Consider the following 19,499-nt stretch of genomic DNA (forward strand, 5'->3'; position numbering starts at 1 on the left):
TGCTTTGGTAACAGCAAAATCCAAAGGGAGAGACGAGAAATGACGACAAACAAGTGGAAGATGGACACCTCCATTATTCATACCGCACAAACGCCTTGCCAAAAAACAGGAGCAGTTGTATCCGCGGTGGTGCCCGCTGTGGCCTACGCGTTTCCAGATGCAGACTCCGCAGCGGCGTGCGTGGCTGGCGAGCGGGAAGGAACATACTACGGAAGATACGGCAACCCTACCATCACCACCTTGGAGCAAAAAATCGCCGCATTGGAAAATGGCGAAGCTGCCTTGGGCGTAAGCAGTGGGATGGCAGCTATTTCTGGAGCTTTGCTCGCCTTTTTGAAGCAGGGTGATCATGTCGTGTGTACGCGAGATGTGTACGGGGGGAGCTACAAGTTTCTTACAACGATGGCCCCACGTTATGGCATTGCGACAGACTTCGTCGATTGCACTGATTTGCAGGCTGTCGAGAGAGCTTTTTTGCCGAACACAAAAGTTCTGTACATCGAAACACCCTCGAACCCGTGTCTGACTGTTTTAGATATCTCGGCGTTGTCACGTTTGGCGCACGCACATGGCATTGTAGTAATCGTCGACAATACCTTCTTAACGCCGTATTTGCAGCGACCACTTGAGCTAGGGGCGGATGTCGTCGTGCATAGCGCCACCAAATATTTGAACGGACATGGCGATGTCATCGCGGGCTTCATCGTCGGGAAGCAGGAACATATCCAATTCATGCGCAAAAACGTCATGGGAGACTTGGGACAAAATTTGAATGCTTGGGATGCTTTCTTGATCTTACGTGGGCTGAAAACGCTCGGCTTGCGTGTCAGACAGCATGGGAAAAACGCGCAGGCAGTGGCGGAGTTTTTGGCGCAGCACCCTGCAATCTCGCACGTCTACTACCCTGGTCTGCCTTCGCATCCACAGTATGAGCTGGCTAAACGGCAAATGGCCGGAATGGGCGGGATCGTTTCCTTTGAAGTAAAGGGCGGCTATGAGGCAGCCAAATCTTTCATTAACGCTCTGCACTTGGCTATGATATCGTTTAGTTTAGGAGATCCCGAGACACTGGTACAGCATCCTGCCTCGATGACGCATTCCTCGATTCCTGCCTCTGAGCGGATCAAGTTCAACATTACGGACGGTCTGATTCGCTTATCGACTGGCTTGGAGGATGTGGAGGATATCATCGTGGATTTGGAGCAGGCGCTAGCTAGCCTGCCAATGGCGGCAGCGTCTAGGGGATAAAGGAACGTGAAACTGGAGGATTGGGCATGACAGAGTTTTCCCGGATTGAGGATTTCATTCAATCGTACGCCGACAATATTTCCAAGGTACTGGGACTCGATGTCACCATCCTGGATGAACAAGGGATACGTGTGAGCGGAACCGGCTACTATCAGGAGTTGATTGGATTGCCTGCGCCGGAGGGATCGTTTTTCCGAATGATCCTGCAAACCGGACAGCCGGGAATGATTTTTGACATGAAAAAGAACGAGTCGGAGTGCGGCAATTGCAAGTTTTTGCAGCAATGCCGAGAGCTGGCGACGATTGGATTTCCGGTGCACAAACGGGAGAAGACGGTAGGGGTCATCGGAATTATCGGCTTTTCCCCCGAGCAAAAAGAAAAAATGCTGCACCATTCGGAAAAATGGATGCCGTTTTTGCAGCATACAAGCTCCTTGATTGAGCACAAGCTGCTAGAGCTGGATGCGGAACGGGAGAAGAGTTGTAACATTCAAGAGGAAATGCCGCAGGCCTCGGTTCATCCGGTGTATTTCGCCCAGCTGATTGGGGCAGAATCAGGCTTGCGCGATGTGATTGCCAAAGCGAAAAAAGTGACGAACAGCATTTCCACTGTCTTGATCCGGGGCGAGAGCGGAACGGGCAAGGAGCTGTTGGCAAAAGCCATTCACTGCGAGAGTGGGCGCAGCAGACAGCCATTTGTGGCAATCAATTGCGCGGCGATTCCCGAGACCTTGTTAGAAAGCGAGTTGTTCGGGTACGAAGGCGGTGCATTCACGGGCTCCAGACGCGAAGGGAAGCCGGGGAAATTTGAATTGGCCCACAAGGGAACGATTTTTCTGGACGAAGTAGGAGATATTCCGTTGTCCCTCCAGCCCAAGCTGTTGCGCGTCCTACAGGAGAAAACAGTAGATCGGGTAGGCGGCGTAAAAACGCTGGGTGTCGATGTACGTGTCATTGCGGCTACACACAGAGATTTGGAGAGCATGGTCAGGGAAGGGACATTTCGCGAGGATTTGTATTATCGACTCAACGTCATTCCCTTGCGGTTAAAGCCGTTACGTGAACGCACGGCGGATATCGCGCTTTACCTGAAGCATTTTCTGTATCGGTACGGGACATTGCTGCAAAAAGGCAGGCTGGAGCTCGAAGCCCAACTCGTCCAACGACTACAGGCATACGAGTGGCCGGGAAATATTCGTCAGCTGGAAAATGCCGTCGAGTATATGGTCAACATGGTGGAGGGGCAAGTCATCGGCAACGAGGAGCTTCCTGAGTATTTGTTGTTCGAGGATGAACCGACGACAGTAGGCAGCGATTTGGGATTGGAAAAGCTGGTGGCAGATTATGAACGCTCCATTCTCCAGCGCTACTTGAACGCAGGCAAGTATAGACAGGACAAAGCCGCGATTGCCAATGAGCTGCAAATCAGCTTGTCGACCTTGTACCGGAAGATGGAGAAGTACGGATTGGAAAAAGGATAGAGGGAAAATAAAAAACCAGCCTGGATTGATCGGAGTTTTCCGAGGTCCGGGCTGGTTTGTTTGTATTTACGAAGACTGCGGTTCTTTTTTCGCTTTCAGCTCGTAATGGCCGGTATTGCCGCTAATGTACCACTCAGGAGTTTTTTCTTCGCGCGCTTCGCGGTGACCTGCCAGATGAACATCACTCAGCTCCCACTGCTTCCACGCTTCTTTTGATTCCCAGCGGATTATGACGACTACTTCTTCTTCACCTTTGCGTGGCTTCTGTACCAGCACGCTCAAATCTACAAAACCAGGAGCCTTCTCAACAGCACCAGGCTCGCTAAAGCCTTGTACGATTTTGTCAGAATGACCTTCCTGGACGACGTATGTTTTTATTTCCATCATCATGAAGTGCGACACTCCTTATATACCATTTCCCTACTTTTCCATATTATTGAGAAATATTATCATTGTCAACCAGATATTAGCAAATGGTAGGACGATCGAGAGCTTCGTTTTCACGTGGGACTTTTTCTTTCTTGGGGGCAGAGAAAATATCAATACCACGTTCGAGCAAGATTTCTACCGCCTCGCGAACAGGGAGAAGTGGCAATTGCATTTCATCGGCTACGGCAGCTTCTATATCAGAGACAGTGTGGAGTGGTGTTATCTGGTCTGTGCCATCTGAATAACCGATGTGGAGAGTGTTGTTTTTGAGGACCACGAAGCGATCTTGCTCTAGCTGAAAACGATGAATGTGAAGTCGATTCAAAAATAAGGCGTCTGGTAAAAAAGAGGAGCGGATGACTTCCGACAAGTCGGACAGTTCTTTTCGTTCATTCGGATGAAAATCCCACGGAGGAATTGCCACTTTTCCGTTTTCATACCGCGTAAAGCGATAGTGTTCAGGATGATCGGGACTTTTGGTCAATTCCATCGAAACAGTGCCAAAAGGCCTGGAATGGTTCCCGTCTTCCAGAAAATGAATCGGCTCAAAGATAGGAGCGGTAGCCCCCGTATCCACATAGACGGGTGTCTCTCCTGTGTTCGGACCGTCGATCAGGATGGCAGTATGTCCACCGCCTGGCAAGATGAGGTGACCGAAGAAGCCAAGGGAGCGAAGTAGCGCGAGAAAGCTGTGATTAGTGGTATAGCATGTGCCGCCAAAATGATGGTGGATCGCATTGTGCACATATTCCTCAGGGGTCGGTGCCACATGTTTTCCGTCACGGAAGAAGAGCAGCTTGCTTACATTTTCATAAGGGAAGGTCTGCAGATGCGCGCGACAGAGCTCACTAAGATAAGAGAGGTTAGGAGACTTGTGATCTAGCTGTAAACGTTGAAGGTATAAACTCGCCCAGTTCGGTAAGGTAGACATAAACAAGTTCACTCCTTATATAAAATAAATAGTAAATAAAAATGTCTGTTAAGTTTCGGTAGGGAGATCTTATCACATGGGACAAGTGGTGATCAATCTAAATTTTTCCAGAAAATAAAAAAGGCACCGGAAGGATATCCTCCGGTGCTAGCGGGTCCCTAGTCCGCTGTCTTTTTCGTACGAATAGATAAGTGCAGAAGAAATTATAACAACGACTTAATTTCCCCGGTATTCGGGTTCACTACGAACCAGCCATACGTACTGGTGTAGCTGTCGCCAGATTGGAAGTTGTTTACGACTGTTTGGTACACCTGAATGACATAGTGACCTTTTTCGTCGTCGTGAGCGTACTCGACTACATGTGTCGGCGAGAGTTTGCCAGCGAATTTCTTTTTCACCAGCTCGATCGCTTCCATTTTGGAGTACATTTTTGCTGTTGGAATTTTACCGATGAAAATCGATTTGGTTCTCGCGTCGTAAATGACCGGTTTGTTCAGGTTCTCTGCTACGAAGCGGATTGGCACATAGACGGAGTTTTTGTACATGATGCCTTGTACGTCGCTGCTTGGTGATTTCGGCAACCCGTCAAAGTAGTAGGTGAACGGTGTTTTCATTCCTTCTTCCGCGTCTGGAAAAGCGGGTGCTGCAATGGCAATTCCGGAAAAGAGCACCGAACCTACAACAATGCCCCCTAAAAATGACTTGATGTCCCATTTCATGATGTGAAACCCTCTCCCTTTCTCTTTTGTCTAAATCTTCCCAGCAATCATTATGTCAAAGATCATAGGATAAAAGCTATCAAACGAGGGTACTAGGAAACAAAGACTAGGAATCATGAGAAAGATAGGACTAAATCAGAATGGTCCTAGTTCTCGAATCAGTGGTTCAGTGATTGAAAGGTTTGTGGTAAGGTAGAAAAAAACAGCGGACAAGGTGAGGAACATGACTACCATATTGCAAAATGACTGGGCCCCCGTATTGGCCGATGAATTCGAGAAGTCCTATTATGTAAAGCTTCGTCAGACGTTGAAGGAAGAGTATCAGACGCAGACAATCTACCCAGATATGTATCATATATTCACAGCGCTGCACCTGACTGAATATCAGAATGCAAAGGTTGTAATTTTGGGGCAGGATCCGTATCACGGACCGGGACAAGCACATGGATTGAGCTTTTCGGTCAAGCCGGGAATCAAGCCTCCGCCGTCTCTGGTCAACATTTACAAAGAGTTGAAAAGCGATGTCGGTTTTGAAATTCCCCAGCATGGTTACCTGAACCATTGGGCAAAGCAAGGCGTCATGATGCTGAACACCGTTCTGACGGTTCGTCGCGGCACTCCGAATTCGCACAAGGACATTGGGTGGGAGACGTTTACGGATCGAATTATTCATTTGTTGAACGACCGGGAGACTCCACTCGTTTTCATCCTGTGGGGAAAGCATGCGCAGGAGAAGGCGGCATTCATTGATCGAAACAAGCATTTCGTCATCGCCTCCCCGCATCCGAGCCCGTTTTCGGCGAATCGCGGCTTTTTTGGCAGTCGTCCTTTTTCGCGGACCAATGAATTTTTGTGTTCGCGCGGGCTTCAAGAGATTGATTGGCAGTTGCCGATGCAGGTAGAGGAAGAGTAGTCTGCATTTGATTTGTGCAGGTAAAAGGAAAAGGATCTCCATTGTTTTGCATCATGCAAAGGAGATCCTTTCTTTTTCTAACGATTAGTCTTTGCTTTTGACAACGAGCAGCTTGCCCGTTTGAATCGTGATCGTTCCAGTCTGTTCCGTTAGTAGATTGCTGATGCCAAGCGTGTCACCGATCCGCAGGGTGGCGTCTTTCAACGGATAGAGGAATCCGGTTAAGGTAATCCCTGTGACTTCCGGTGTAAAAGGCAGCAGAGAGATATGATCAAAATGATTCTGCTCTATCGTACTGTGGCGGTCAATCAGACGGATTTCATTGGTCTCATCGAGGATACGGCAGTTGGTGCCCGTCTGCAATGCTTTGTTCAGCAAGTGTACGTTTGCCAGCATATGGTCAAAACGAGAGCCGAGCACACCGAGCAGCACAATTTCCTCGGGCTGCTGCTCGATTGCCCAAGTAAGGGCCATCTCTGTATCGGTTAAATCTTTCATAACGGGATCGCAGGAGGAGACGTGCATACTGTGGCTTTCGATTTCTGCCATTTCCTCGGAGCTGACAGAATCAAAGTCCCCGATCGACAATCTTGGCACAAGACCGTTGCGAACGAGGAATAAGGCACCTCTGTCAACGCCGACGAGCCAGTCATTTTCGCGAATCTCTTGGATCGCCCAGTTGCCCAGATTGCCTCCAGCGAATAGTAGGATGCGTGTAGGATTCATGCTACGGCCACCTTTTTCTTTTATAAATATCCTCTATGTAGGAATCGAAGATCGAAATGTGCTCTGACAAGCGAGGCGATAGCCTGTAGCGAGTTTTTCTCCCAGCTTTGCTTTTTCCTGTCCGGTTGGGGTGTCGAGTAATGATGCACCAGCTACGATCTGTACACTGCACTTGCCGCAATGCCCTTGTTGGCATTTGTACGCGATGGGTTGATCTTGCGTGAGCGCAGCTTGTAAAAGTGTCTGAGAGGGAGTGTATCGGACTGGCATCGTTTGTGAGCGTTGCTTCACCTGTACGAGCTTCTGCTCTGATTTGGGGCGAGCCGGGCTCATTTCTGTTTTTTTCAACGACGTATACGTATGCACGGGAACGGGAGCTGGACTCGACATCTGTACGTCAGATCGTCCAGGAATGAGCGAGCCGACCGTAAGCTGTTTGCGCATAGGAACCTCCCGAGTAAGTGATTTTTTTCATATTACCATGTCAGGCATGTGGGTGACAAAGCTAGAGAAAGTGCATGGAGATGATTGAATTTTTAGATTTTATCGATTAAAATAATTTTATCAAAAACTAGGAAGGTGATACCGTGATTACCATCAAACGGATGAGCGACTGTACCTTTGCAGAAGTGACCAAAGCGTGGAACAGAGGATTTGAAGGCTATTTTATCGAGTTTACGATGACGGAAGAAATGCTTGTCCAGCGACTGGGGGGCGAAGGATACGTGCCATCCCTGTCTGTGGTTGCTTTTGACGGTACGGAGCCGATTGGCGTAGTGGCCAGCGGGATGAGGACCATTGCAGGGCGAAAAGTCGCGTGGAATGGTGGAACGGGTGTCGCCACGGAATATCGTCGACAAGGAGTAGGAAAGCAACTGATTGAGGCGACATTGGATTTGTACCGGGAAGCAGGGGTGGAAGTAGCCACCTTGGAGGCATTGAGTCAAAATACCAAAGCGATTGCCTTGTATGAGCAAAAAGGTTATGACGTCGTGGATCGTTTGTTGTTTTTGCAGCAGAGTGGACCGCTGGCGGAGAATGCCTTTCAGACAAATGTGCAGGCTGATTATCGGGTTCGGAGCATTTTGGCCCCAGAAGCTGCCTTGGTGCCGTTTTACGTGACCGATGTCCCGTGGCAAAATTACTGGCTGAGCTTGCGAGATGCGCAGGCTCTGCTCGTAGAAGACAGAGAGGGTCAGGCGGTCGGCTATGCGATGTACAAGTGTTTAGTAAACGAAGAAGGCAAAGTGAGTGGGATCGTGCTGCGTCAATGTGTAGCACAGTCAGAGCATCCTGATGCACAAGACATTTTGAAAACCGCACTCGCGCATGTGTATGGGCCACTTGAGCACGATTGCCGCCGGTCTACGTTTAATTTGCGCGCGGCTGATACCTTGCTTGTTGAAATACTACAAGCGTCGGGATTTGGTCCTTCCGAGACGGAGCAGGTGTTTATGATTAAGCAGATGGAAGCCGCAAAGACTCCTGTCGTCTAGGGAGTGAAAACGTCTGTCAATGCTGGCAGTTCGTGCAGGCGAATACTTTGCGGGAGGAGAGCTCGCTCTTTTCGATAGGCTGTCCACAGCGCGGGCAAGGCTCTCCGCCGCGATCGTACACCTGGCAGCGCTCATCGAAGCCACCTGTCAGGGAATCGCCAGAAAAGAGCGGCTGCATGTAACCGCCGAATCGAATCGCTTCTTTAAGCACGGTTTGCATGGAATGATACAGTCGTTTTTGATCCTCGAAAGAAAGTGTCGGGATCGTCCGGGTAGGCAGGATGGCGGCATGAAAGCAGATTTCGTCCGCATAGCAGTTGCCGATGCCCGCCAGCCAATGCTGATTGACTAATGCTGTTTTGAGGACACTGCGTTTGTCAGTGAGCAGCTCCGTAAATCGGGTAAAGATAAACAGCGGGTCCAATGGCTCGGGACCGAGTGGAGCCAGTCTTTCGTCGATCTGAACGTTGGTGAGTAAATGCAGGTAGCCCAAACGGAGGCCGTGAAAATATAAAATGCGTTCTCCAAAGGCAAGAGTTACTTGGGCGGTTCGCTTTAGCTTGTCTTCCGCAGAGCCTAGGTATAGAAAGCCGCCGAGCATTAGGTGAAGCAGCAGGACATGTCCACTTTCCAGATGGAAGAGCAGATGCTTGCCACGTCGGTCGACAAGTGTCAGGCGATTGCCTTGCAAAAGACGAGCAAATTCCGCAGGCGGCAGATTGATCGTTTTTTCCCGCTGAACGTGTGCGGCTGTAATCGTTCCGCTACCGATTTTCTCCTGTAGCAGTCGGCGATAGGTCTCCATCTCAGGTAATTCTGGCACGCTGACTCCCTCCCGTATGCAAAGTTTTTCGTAGGATTTCCCATATGGATGATCCACATGCTGTACCCGTCACTGTTTTTCGGTGATGGGTCTTTTGAATTTAGGATTCACGGACGGTAATCTAATAGGTAGATAGATCATTGCCTTAAGGATATTTTCTGGAAATCGCAAGAAAAAGAGGTGAAGTTATTATGATGGAAGGAGGTGAGCAAGACCACATTCACCTTTTGTTCATCCAAAAGTTCCTTCTTTGGATATTGTAAAACTATGGGGAGGTTAGATTTGGAACAATAATTTTTATATAAAAACCATTGGTTCTTTTCTCAGAATATGTGCTTCGGAAGTACATAGAAAAACTAAGGAAGGAGACTTGTAATGCTACGAACTTATAAGTTCCGTATTGAACCCACCAAAGAGCAACTAGAAAAAATTAGCGAAACGCTGATGTATTGTCGTTGGCTCTATAATGCTCTGCTTGAACAGCGAATCATAGCGTACAAAAAGTTTGGCGTATCTCTGACGTTCTACTCTCAAAAAAAAGAGTTGCCCTCATTAAAAAAGGTATGTAAAGAGTATAATAGTGTTCATTCACAGGTCCTACAGAATGTAGTCGAACGTCTGGATAAAGCTTATCAAGCATTTTTCAGACGTTTGAAGCATGGAGAAAAGGCTGGATTTCCTCGGTTCAAGGGGATGAATCGCTATCACAGCTTTACGTATCCACAAACAGGTTTTTCTCTCGAAGGCAACCACATATATTTATCAAAAATTGGATTAGTCCGCGTCAAACTTCATCGCCAAGTGCAGGGTACAATTAAAACATGTACAGTCATCGCTAAAAACGGAAGGTACTATGTTTGTTTATCTTGCGAAGTTGAAACGCAAATACAAACAACAGGGAGATGGGTCGGTGTTGATCTGGGTTTACAACATTTGGCCATCACATCGGATGGTTACTTTTATGATGCACCGAAGTATTTGCGTAGGAGCGAGCGACAACTAAAAAAGCTGCACCGTATCTTATCCAGACGAAAGAAAGGGTCAACTCGCCGCCAAAAAATTGTTGCACTCCTTGCTAAGCAGTATGAGTATGTTGCGAATCAACGTAACAATAACGCCCATCAGGTGTCAAGCAAATTGGTCAATGGCTATGATTTGATCGCCTTTGAATGTCTGGAAATAACAAATATGATAAAAAATCATCACTTTTCAAAAAGTATTGCTGACGCGGGATGGAATCAACTTGTACAGTTCACCACTTACAAGGCTGAAAGAGCTGGTAAGCGTGTGATGCTAGTTGATCCACGAAACACAAGTCAACTATGCTCAAGTTGTGATGAAATCGTAAAGAAAACATTAGCTGTGCGGACACATCATTGTCCTTTCTGTGGCTTGGAATGTGATAGGGATGTAAATGCAGCCAAAAACATCCTCAAGCGGGCATTACAACAACTTCACAACTTATCGTAAAAAAGCCTAGGCTAGGAACTAGCCTTCGTGGAGAGCGAGGCAATAGTCAGCTTAATGAAACGAGAATCTCTCCAACCATTGGAGAGAGGTTCACACAAGATTACCAACGCTATTCGTAAATGGGGTAATATAATATGTAAGGTAGTAGGATGAGGGCATTGCCCGAAGGATTATTGGACGGACAGGAGATTACATAATGCAAAAAGTAGAATTGATCGCTACGGCGACTTTTGGTTTGGAATCAGTAGTAGCAGAAGAGGTAAAGGCCCTCGGTTACGGGCCGGTACAGGTGGAAAACGGCAAGGTAACGTTCACCGCAGATATTTCTGCAATTCCCCGCACAAATTTGTGGTTACGAACTGCCGACCGCGTGCGTCTAAAGATAGGGGAGTTCAAAGCGACTACGTTTGACGAGCTGTTTGAACAGACAAAAGCACTGCCATGGGCTGATTGGATCACAGAGGACGGGACGTTTCCTGTGGAAGGGAAATCGGTCAAATCTACCTTGTTCAGTGTGCCGGATTGCCAAGCGATCGTGAAAAAAGCAGTCGTAGAAAGTCTGAAAAAGACCTACAAGCGTGAGTGGTTCGATGAGCAAGGGCCACTGTACAAGATCGAGGTGGCACTTCTCAAGGATGTGGCGACGCTGACGATTGATACGTCAGGACCGGGCCTGCACAAGCGCGGCTACCGGGAATTGATCGGACAAGCGCCACTGAAGGAAACCATGGCTGCGGCGATGATTATGCTGTCTCGCTGGAAGCCTGATCGGGTATTCATGGACCCATTCTGTGGATCGGGTACACTTCCGATTGAGGCGGCGTTGATTGGACAAAACATCGCTCCGGGAATGAACCGGGAATTCGTTTCTGAGACGTGGCCTATCATTCCGAAAACAGCTTGGCGTGAAGCTCGCGCAGAAACCCATGATTTGGCGCGCTATGATCAAAAGCTGGAGATTATCGGGACAGATATGGATGACGAGATTCTGAAAATTGCCCGCCACAACGCGACTGAGGCTGGTGTAGATGACCTGATTCATTTTCAGCGTATGGATGTGCGGGATGTGCGAACCAAGCGCAAGTACGGCTACTTGATTTGCAACCCACCTTATGGGGAGCGCTTGGGAGAATGGAAGCAGGTTGCCAAGATGTATGGCGAAATGGGGGAAACCTTTGCTGCCATGGATACGTGGTCATTCTACGTAATTACGTCCGACGAACAGTTTGAGGAGCATTTTGGTCGTACAGCAAGCAAAAAGCGCAAGCTCTACAACGGAAATATCAAGGTAGATTACTATCAGTTTTTCGGACCTAGACCGCCGCGCGGGCCAATGGTTACCCCGACCGAATAAACATAAAGAAGGGGCATAATTGGAGGAGAAAATGCAATGAGCAAGAAACGATTCGGGAGCAGAATGCTGGTTGCTTTATTGGCAGCGACTACATTACTGGTCCAAAGCACGCCGTTGACTCATGCTGCGACAGAGCCAGAGAAACCGGCGGTAGACACCAAGAAGCTGGAAGATCAGTTCAAAAAACAAGAAGAAGCGTACACGGAGTTTACAGATTTGGGCAACAGCTACGCCAGTAAAGCCGTAAACAGACTTGCAGCCCTTCATATGATCAGTGGTCAGGGAGAAAACCGCTTCAACCCACAAAACACGATTTCTCGACAGGATATTGCGGTGCTTTTGACAAAAGTAATCGGTCTTCAACCAACAGAAATCGAGGATGCAGCTTTTGAAGATGTGCCATTGGAAAGTCCTTATGCACCGTACGTATATGGACTCTCTGAGTTGGGTGTGATGAACGGCAGAAGTGAGCATGCCATGGGTGCTCTAGACCCGCTTACACGACAAGAGCTGGCTGTCATGCTGTCTCGTTTGATGAAAGAGGGCTCTGTGACCAAAGTGGCAGGTCAGATTCCTGTTGCATACAGCGATGAAGAAGAAATCGCAGACTACGCCAAAACGGCCGTGGAAGAAGTAACGAATCAGCGCTGGATGCAAGGTGCTGGCGGCAAGTTTAATCCGACAGGAACCGTCACGCGTGCGGAGGCTGCTGTGATCGCTGAGCGCGTCTTGGATGCACGCTACCAGCAAGCAGAACAGGTGAAATACAAGGTAGATGTAGAGCGGCTGAGTTTGGCTGCTGGCACGAGCCAACGCTTGAAGGTAAACAGTATCAACGGTGATGAGCTGCCGTTTACACCTATTTTCGCTTTTGATCGTCCCGAGCTGGGAACCATTTTAGCTGACGGAACCTTTGTTGCTGGCCCCACTGCGGGAAAAGGGAATCTCACGGTGACAGTCGGCTACAAAACGACGACAATTCCGGTTGAGATCAAGGACGCTGGTAAGCCAGCTGTCGAAAAGGCAGAGGACACGCCAAAGACTGCACCGGTGACTTCGTCCAATGACTCGGCAACGAAAGTAGATGAAAGCAAGACGGTAGTAGAGGGAGAAAAACCAGAAGCAGACAAAGGTACAACAGAAACGGATGCAACGAAGCCTGCTGATCCAAAGGAAGAGTCGGAGGAGCCAGCAAAGAAGGACGAACTGGTCAATATCGCACCAGGCAGTTATACAGCGGTTACTACTTTTGGAGCGCCAGACTCGTATTTCCAAGAGCTGGAGAAGCAGTATCCAGGTCCAGTAGGGGGGCTTGTTACGCCTACAGAAGACTGGACGGGATACCACCGTCAGTTTGGGCGCAAGGTGACCGTTGAGCTCGACGAGGCGAAGCCATTGGAGAGAGTTGCGCTGACGTTTAAGCAGCAGAAGACTTCAGGCATCACGATGCCAGAATACATGGAAGTCGAGGTATCTCGCGACGGGAAAGTGTGGTCGTATGCGGGAAGAGCCGTTCACGATGTTTCCGCCAAAGAGGACAAGCTGGTTACACGCACGTTGAGCGTGACCTTGCCTGACGTCAACACTCGCTATGTCCGGGTATCCTTCCCGGTGAAAGTATTTACGTTCGCTCGCCAGCTGGAGGTATGGGCAAAAACGGATAGCGAGTGGAACAATGGCGCTGTCTTGCTGCCGCCACCAAACCCGGCAAAGCTGGAAGAAGCCAAACAAGCAGGGCGTCGTGTGGAAAATATGCTGCTCGCTTATACTGGAGAGCATGGCGAACTCGGGACATGGACCAAAGAGGATTTCCTCCCGATGGTTGGCTACCGCACCGTAGATGGTTATATGCGTGACCAGATGTTTGATACGATTCTGTTCCTGCCGTATCAGACTATTCCTGCTACGAAGGAAAGCTGGACAAAGTATATGAATGATTTGTTCGGTTCGAATAAGCAGCTGGATGCTCTTAACCAAGCTATGCGGGAATACAATCGCCTGCGCGGAACGCTGTATTCAACACCGACACAGGAAAATGTCGTGTTGGCTCTGCCATATCCGAATGCCAGTCAGACCAATTTTGGCCAGCTGGATGAAAAGAAAGCATCCCTTTCCTTCAACCCTGCGGGAATTGGGGAAGAGCAAGCGTATCAGAACCGCAAAGCTGCACTGGAATGGTACTTCCAGGAGCTCATGAAGCGCTGGAACAAGGAAGGATATGCTTATCTGAAGCTGGAAGGAATCTATTGGTTCCATGAGCTGGTAGAGGATAGTGCACCGAAAGAACGCCAGCTGATTCGTGACATGGGTAGCATGGTGCATGACGAGGCGTTGCGATACTATTGGATTCCGTATTTCGGTTCACCGGGAGTGTCGGAGTGGAAATCTCTTTATTTCGATAAGGCATTCCTGCAGCCGAGCTATTACAGCGACAAGCCGGTAGGAATTGACCGTATTCAAGGGGTACTGGACGTCGTCAACAAGTACGACATGGACATCGAGATCGAAGGCGACTGGAAGATGTACAATGATCCGAAGTTTTATCAGACCTACTACAATCAGTTAGTTGCCACCCACAAGCTGGGGATGGATAAAAACAACGTACACGCTTACTACTTCGGCTCCAAGACATTGCTAGAGTCTGTCAAGAGCACGGACCCTGTCAAGCGCGCCATCTATGAGGATACGTACAAGTGGATGCGCGGTCGTTTTGACAGAACAGAATTTTTCGAGGGCAGCGAGATGCCGTAGTAAATGGAAAAGAGTCTGTTTCCTCTTTGTGGGGAGACAGACTCTTTTTTCTATCTAAATCGGATGGGCAGACTCTCGCCCAATCGTTTTCCTATAGATCTCCACCAGCTCCTCCACGATCATTTCTTTCGTCGCATGCAGAGGGGGACTCGGATGGTAGTAATTGATTCCTTTGGGGCAGGGCTTGCCAAAAGTCGGTACCCCTGCTGCTGCGATCCGTTGTTTCCACAGTTTCTTGAGCGAAGAAAAATGCTGCCAGGAATGGTGGTGTGAAAGCCCCCAACCGAGCAGGAGCCACGGATGCTTTTGCAGTTCCTGCGTAGATACAAGCTGAGCCTCGAGCGTCGTCTCTTTTTCATGAATGAGTTGCTCGAAATGAGAAATGGCACTAACGGCAGCAGCATTTTGTACGGAAAACAGGTTGTAAATATGAAATCTGCCTGCCAATGCCCGTTTTCCGTAGATCGCCTCCACCAACCGGATCAATTGTCGCATGGTGGGATCGAGTGTGGTTTGACCCATGATGCTATGGCCGGATGCAGGTCTTTCACGAAAAAGCTTGGCACTACCAGGGTTCAATAAGAGACAGCTCCCAAGAGAACGATGGCCCTCTGAATTCGGTCCCCACTGAAGATAGGTAGAAGTTCGGTAAACGCCCCCTCGCTGTTCTCTAAATGCTGCAAAGGCATTCGGCTGGTTCGTGACGATCCCCTCCTGGTCAAGCTATCTATGACCCATTTATATGAGAGGAGGGGATTTGGTAGAACGGACATGCTCTACTCTAGCTAACTTCTTTGGCACCAATCATGCGGAACAAAATGATATACAGATACGCACTGACTAAGGTTAAGCCCAAGATGACACCGAATACGCCAACAGGAGCGATCCATTGGGATAGACCGATCGTCAGGGGAGCGATGAAGCGACCAATCGAGAACTGGAGCGAAGAGGCTCCCATGTACTGACCGCGTGCATCCTCCGGCGAGTATTTACTGATGAAGCTCTGGGCAACTGGTGTGCGCATCAGCTCGCCGAATGTCAAAATCGCCATACAGCCGAACAGAAGCCAAATATCCGTCGTAAAGGCCATCAAGAACAGACCGAGACCGAATAAGATGGAGGAGATGACGAGGCTGTTGCGATCGCTCCAATTTTCAAACCAGCGTGTGACCGGCAGTGTAAACAGAACCACCAAAAAACCATTTAAGGCCATGAGCCAGCCGAATGCGCTGGTTCCGCCGACAGAATAAGTCCAATTGCCCCACGAAAATAATGGTTGCTGCATAACATGCTCTTTGACATACAACGCCATGTAAATATCCAACTGCATGAATCCAATGGCGATCAAAATCCCTGCGCCAATGTACAGGGCAAATGCTTTATCTCGGAAAATAATGGCGTAACTCTTGAATTGCTGAATCAGGGAAAAACGCTCCTTCGCCTTCTCCTGACGGACGTGTTCAGGTAGCGTTTCTTTGATCAGGAAAAAGACGGTGATTGCAAAAAGTAACTCAACGATGGTACAGAACATCAACAGCTGCGGGCGATAATGGACGAAAAAGACAGAACCTAATACGGGACCCGCAACCACCCCGACGTTCATCGCTGTGTAAAAGGTAGCAAAGACAATTCGTCGATCGTCTTCTGTGGTCAAATCAGCCACCATGGCAGAGCTGGCAGGCCAGTAGAGAGCACCAGCGATCCCGATCCCGATGAAGGCAATATAGTCGACCCAAGGGGACGGGGAGAAAGCAAACAGCGCGAACATCACGGTCGATGTACAGAGCGAGAGCAGCATGGTAAACTTGCGCCCTACCCGGTCAGCCAAATATCCACCAAACAGGTTGGACAGCATCCCGAGCAGCGGCGGCACCATCAACAGAAGCCCCGCTACATCCTTCCCGAACGTATCGCTAAAATAAATCGCCATAAACGGAAAGTACATCCAAAAGAAGGTGTGCGTAATCAATTCGCCAAAAAGACGTACCTTCAAGTTAAGATCCCACGAACGCCAAATCATGACACGAATTCCTCCATTCATTTCTGCAGGTGCTTTGACCTCGGTTCTCTTCTTGGAAAAATTCCACGTAAAAAAGCGCAAGCGGGGTAGAGACTCTGCTCTTCCGCTTGCGCTTTATCAAACGATACAAGGGTGGCGGGAAATCACCAGTTCAACGGGGTACAAAAGAGAGACGGTTACCTACCTATGGTTTTAGGTACAGTAAACCGACTGTTCACCCGAGAACATGGCCCGCAATTCATATCGAGAAAAAGACGGAAGCGGTTCAGGCATCCTGCAGTTTCTAGCTTTTGATAGGGTTGTAAGAGGCAGTGCCCCTTAGAAGAGGCCCCACCTAAGCGAAGATAACTACAGAAAACACCATGAACTCAGCACTCCCGTCTTTCAAATTTTTTACATAGGTAAACTCTTGTTGATTAGAATACTCGAAAGAGTCGAATTTATGCAAGATAATTTTTTGGTTTTTTTTGAATAGTACCAAGAACATCGAGAATTGAAAAAGGTACCTTCATTCGGTAAAATATTTTTTAACAATAACCAATCATGTTAGGAATGTGGGGGATATCGCATGCTGGATACACGCATCGTCAAGCTGGCTACAAACTTGCTGAGCCATTCTGTACGCCTGAAGGAAAAAGAAAGCTTGTTGATTGAAGTTCGTGGCGAGGGTCACGCTTTAGCGAAGGAATTGGTTAAGCAGGCGTACGACTTGGAAGCTTATCCGTTCGTACGGATTATTGACCCGTCTATCCAACGTGAGCTGATGCTCGGTGCAAGTGCAGAGCGTGCGACTCATTTGGCAAAATGGGAAGAGCCAATGTACAAAGATTTGAATACATATATCGTCATCAATGGTCCGTCCAACGACAGTGAGATGGCCGATGTCCCGGTAGAGCGTCGTCGTGCACACCAAAGTGTGATGCAAGAATTGAATGACTACCTGACGAACAATGTACGTTGGACACTACTCAACTACCCGACCACGGCTTTGGCGCAAAATGCCAACATGTCTACAGTCGCTTTTGAAGATTTTTATTTTGATGTATGTTCCGTGGACTATAAAAAGATGCACGAAGCCTTTTTGCCTTTGCAGCAATTGATGGATCGCACGGACAAAGTGCGTCTTGTTGGACCTGGAACAGATCTTCAATTCTCGATCAAGGACATCCCTAGTATCATTTGCTCTGGCCTGCGCAACATTCCAGACGGCGAGATTTTTACAGCCCCAGTGCGTAACTCCGTGAATGGAACCATTACGTACAACGCAGCAACAAGCTACATGGGTACGAAATTCGAAAATGTGTGCCTGAAGTTTGTAGACGGAAAAATCGTCGAAGCAACTTCTAACAACACCGAGAGACTCAACCAAATTTTTGATACGGACGAAGGAGCGCGCTACATCGGGGAATTCGCTATCGGCGTGCATCCGTACATCCTGCATCCAATGAATGATATCTTGTTCGATGAAAAAATTGCCGGCAGCTTCCACTTCACTCCAGGCCGTGCATACGACAACGCAGATAATGGCAACCGCAGCCAAATTCACTGGGATATGGTAAACATCCAGCGTCCTGAGTACGGCGGCGGCGAAATCTGGTTTGATGATGTGCTGATTCGCAAAGACGGTTTGTTCGTTTTGCCAGAGCTGCAAGGACTCAATCCGGAAAACTTAAAAGGGTAAGTTGATATAACAGGGCCATCATGCTTAGCGTGGTGGTTTTTTCACATTTTAACGTAGCTGTCGATGAGGGAAGAAGCGCATTTCCAGTCTACGCTTCGGCCTACGCCCTGCAAGGGGGATTGACTGTTCGCTCCGGAATAAATGGCGGGAGCGCTTCAAACGTAGAAGTTTCGAGGAAGGGTTTCATAAGTGAAGCTGAAAACCCCCGCCATTTATTCCGGAGCTGGGTTGGGCTCCAGAGGCGCTTGGACTGGAAATGCGCTTCTTCCTACGGGGCTGTTGTTTCATTACATACACTCTCCCCTGAATATCAACCAAAACGCTCTAAAAGCACGAAGTAATCACAAGCTGTTCGTAAGCCCTGTCACATGTCTGGAAGGAGACCGCCCGAACGAAGAGAGGATACAGGCGACTGGAAGACATGTGGCAGGGCTTCCCCCACCGCCAAACGTAAGAGGACGACTACAGACGAGCATCTCGGGCAACCTTTTGCTACAATAAGAAAAAAGCATGGAACAGAGGGATTAGACGTGAGCCGCAAAGAGTGGATCGAATACATCGTCAGTGAACAAGACACGGGAATGAACGTAGAACAAATCGTCCGGCAAAAGCTCAACGTGTCGGGTCGTATGATGCAGCGGCTGACGAGAAGCAAGGGGGTTTTGCTCAATCGCAAGCAGCCCTTCCTGCAAAGACAAGTAAAAGCAGGAGATACAATCGCTGTTCGGGTCATCGAGCGACAAGAGCTACCGTCTAGCCAGCCCCAGCATGATACGAAGCCCGAGGGACCGATCACACCAATGCCGTCCATCGATATTTTGTACGAGGACGATCATCTCTTGATTGCAAACAAACCGGCAGGCATGATGGTGCACCCGATTAAACAAGAGACCGACACGTTGGTACATGCACTTGCTGCACGTGGTGAGCAGAAGAGCGTACATCCTGTGCATCGTCTGGATAAAGATACATCAGGAGCTATTCTCGTAGCCAAAAGCAGCTACGGTCATCAATTGGCTGACAGGCTACTGCGCGAAGGGGGCATTCATCGCGAGTATCTTGCCGTTGCCAGTGGCGTGCTCTCAGAGGGAGCTGGAACGATTGATGCGCCAATTGGCCGAGATGCGCGTCATCCTACGAAGCGCCGTGTCGTGGAGAGTGGCGATCCTGCCATCACGCATTACGAGGTGCAACAGACCTCTGAGGGAATGACGCTTGCGCGAGTCTGGCTGGAAACGGGTCGTACCCATCAGATTCGTGTTCACTTTGCCCACATTGGACACCCGCTTGCTGGCGATACGATGTACGGGGGAGCGAGAGGTTTGTTACGTCGACAGGCTCTGCATGCTTCGAAGTTGTCTTTTTTGCATCCGCTTCTCGAAAAAGAGATTGTAGTCGAGGCACCGATACCATCAGATATGAAACGCTTGATGCAAGCGGAATTTAAATAAGAATGG

The 19,499-nt window shown here is 48.8% G+C and carries 17 protein-coding genes; 9 read left to right on the forward strand and 8 right to left on the reverse strand.

The genetic code is table 11. The annotated features are described in order from the left end of the window. Positions 1 to 39 precede the first annotated feature (39 nt). A complete protein-coding gene (locus tag HP399_RS02660; protein WP_173619774.1) occupies positions 40 to 1,248 on the forward strand; it encodes a trans-sulfuration enzyme family protein in 1,209 nt (402 codons plus the stop codon). A 26-nt stretch (positions 1,249 to 1,274) separates the two neighbouring features. Beyond that, positions 1,275 to 2,729, forward strand: a complete 1,455-nt coding sequence (locus HP399_RS02665) for a sigma-54 interaction domain-containing protein (RefSeq protein ID WP_173619773.1) — start codon at positions 1,275 to 1,277, stop codon at positions 2,727 to 2,729. Between the two features lie 66 nt (positions 2,730 to 2,795). Here HP399_RS02665 and HP399_RS02670 read toward each other — a convergent pair whose 3' ends face one another. From HP399_RS02670 to HP399_RS02680, 3 genes are all read right to left on the reverse strand, one after another. Continuing rightward, a complete protein-coding gene (locus HP399_RS02670; protein WP_173619772.1) occupies positions 2,796 to 3,119 on the reverse strand; it encodes an antibiotic biosynthesis monooxygenase family protein in 324 nt (107 codons plus the stop codon). A 76-nt stretch (positions 3,120 to 3,195) separates the two neighbouring features. Beyond that, positions 3,196 to 4,089 (reverse strand): arylamine N-acetyltransferase, encoded by an 894-nt coding sequence (locus HP399_RS02675; RefSeq protein WP_173619771.1) that lies wholly within the window; start codon positions 4,087 to 4,089, stop codon positions 3,196 to 3,198. 203 nt (positions 4,090 to 4,292) lie between these two features. After that, positions 4,293 to 4,808 (reverse strand): stalk domain-containing protein, encoded by a 516-nt coding sequence (locus tag HP399_RS02680; protein WP_173619770.1) that lies wholly within the window; start codon positions 4,806 to 4,808, stop codon positions 4,293 to 4,295. Between the two features lie 223 nt (positions 4,809 to 5,031). On the opposite strand from HP399_RS02680, the gene HP399_RS02685 reads away from it, so the two are divergent. Then, a complete protein-coding gene (locus HP399_RS02685) occupies positions 5,032 to 5,721 on the forward strand; it encodes a uracil-DNA glycosylase (protein WP_173619769.1) in 690 nt (229 codons plus the stop codon). Positions 5,722 to 5,805: 84 nt separating this feature from the next. Here HP399_RS02685 and HP399_RS02690 read toward each other — a convergent pair whose 3' ends face one another. Then, positions 5,806 to 6,447, reverse strand: coding sequence for a thiamine diphosphokinase (locus HP399_RS02690; RefSeq protein WP_173619768.1), 642 nt, complete (start codon positions 6,445 to 6,447; stop codon positions 5,806 to 5,808). Positions 6,448 to 6,480: 33 nt separating this feature from the next. Further along, on the reverse strand, positions 6,481 to 6,891 hold the full coding sequence (locus HP399_RS02695; RefSeq protein ID WP_173619767.1) for a 2Fe-2S iron-sulfur cluster-binding protein: 411 nt from the start codon (positions 6,889 to 6,891) through the stop codon (positions 6,481 to 6,483). Between the two features lie 143 nt (positions 6,892 to 7,034). On the opposite strand from HP399_RS02695, the gene HP399_RS02700 reads away from it, so the two are divergent. Continuing rightward, complete coding sequence (locus HP399_RS02700; protein ID WP_173619766.1) at positions 7,035 to 7,943, forward strand: GNAT family N-acetyltransferase; 909 nt, start codon at positions 7,035 to 7,037, stop codon at positions 7,941 to 7,943. A gap of 16 nt (positions 7,944 to 7,959) precedes the next feature. On the opposite strand, the gene HP399_RS02705 is transcribed toward HP399_RS02700, so the two are convergent. After that, positions 7,960 to 8,766 (reverse strand): Fpg/Nei family DNA glycosylase, encoded by an 807-nt coding sequence (locus HP399_RS02705; RefSeq protein ID WP_173619765.1) that lies wholly within the window; start codon positions 8,764 to 8,766, stop codon positions 7,960 to 7,962. Positions 8,767 to 9,141: 375 nt separating this feature from the next. Between HP399_RS02705 and HP399_RS02710 the strand changes: the two genes are divergently transcribed. The 3 genes from HP399_RS02710 to HP399_RS02720 all read left to right on the forward strand — a co-directional run bounded on the left by HP399_RS02710 (position 9,142) and on the right by HP399_RS02720 (position 14,341). Beyond that, entirely contained in the window at positions 9,142 to 10,236 is a 1,095-nt protein-coding gene (locus tag HP399_RS02710; RefSeq protein WP_173619764.1) for an RNA-guided endonuclease InsQ/TnpB family protein, read from the forward strand. A gap of 196 nt (positions 10,237 to 10,432) precedes the next feature. After that, a complete protein-coding gene (locus HP399_RS02715; RefSeq protein ID WP_069851114.1) occupies positions 10,433 to 11,590 on the forward strand; it encodes a THUMP domain-containing class I SAM-dependent RNA methyltransferase in 1,158 nt (385 codons plus the stop codon). A 36-nt stretch (positions 11,591 to 11,626) separates the two neighbouring features. Then, complete coding sequence (locus tag HP399_RS02720) at positions 11,627 to 14,341, forward strand: DUF4855 domain-containing protein (protein ID WP_173619763.1); 2,715 nt, start codon at positions 11,627 to 11,629, stop codon at positions 14,339 to 14,341. A 54-nt stretch (positions 14,342 to 14,395) separates the two neighbouring features. On the opposite strand, the gene HP399_RS02725 is transcribed toward HP399_RS02720, so the two are convergent. Continuing rightward, positions 14,396 to 14,920: a hypothetical protein gene (locus tag HP399_RS02725; protein WP_228088437.1), complete on the reverse strand. Its 525-nt coding sequence runs from the start codon at positions 14,918 to 14,920 to the stop codon at positions 14,396 to 14,398. Positions 14,921 to 15,122: 202 nt separating this feature from the next. Next, entirely contained in the window at positions 15,123 to 16,361 is a 1,239-nt protein-coding gene (locus tag HP399_RS02730) for an MDR family MFS transporter (RefSeq protein WP_173619762.1), read from the reverse strand. Between the two features lie 568 nt (positions 16,362 to 16,929). On the opposite strand from HP399_RS02730, the gene HP399_RS02735 reads away from it, so the two are divergent. Both HP399_RS02735 and HP399_RS02740 read left to right on the forward strand, forming a co-directional pair. Then, positions 16,930 to 18,042, forward strand: a complete 1,113-nt coding sequence (locus HP399_RS02735; protein WP_173619761.1) for an aminopeptidase — start codon at positions 16,930 to 16,932, stop codon at positions 18,040 to 18,042. 530 nt (positions 18,043 to 18,572) lie between these two features. Next, positions 18,573 to 19,493, forward strand: a complete 921-nt coding sequence (locus HP399_RS02740) for an RluA family pseudouridine synthase (RefSeq protein WP_173619759.1) — start codon at positions 18,573 to 18,575, stop codon at positions 19,491 to 19,493. Positions 19,494 to 19,499: the final 6 nt, after the last annotated feature.

Source organism: Brevibacillus sp. DP1.3A, assembly GCF_013284245.2.
GTDB lineage: Bacteria > Bacillota > Bacilli > Brevibacillales > Brevibacillaceae > Brevibacillus.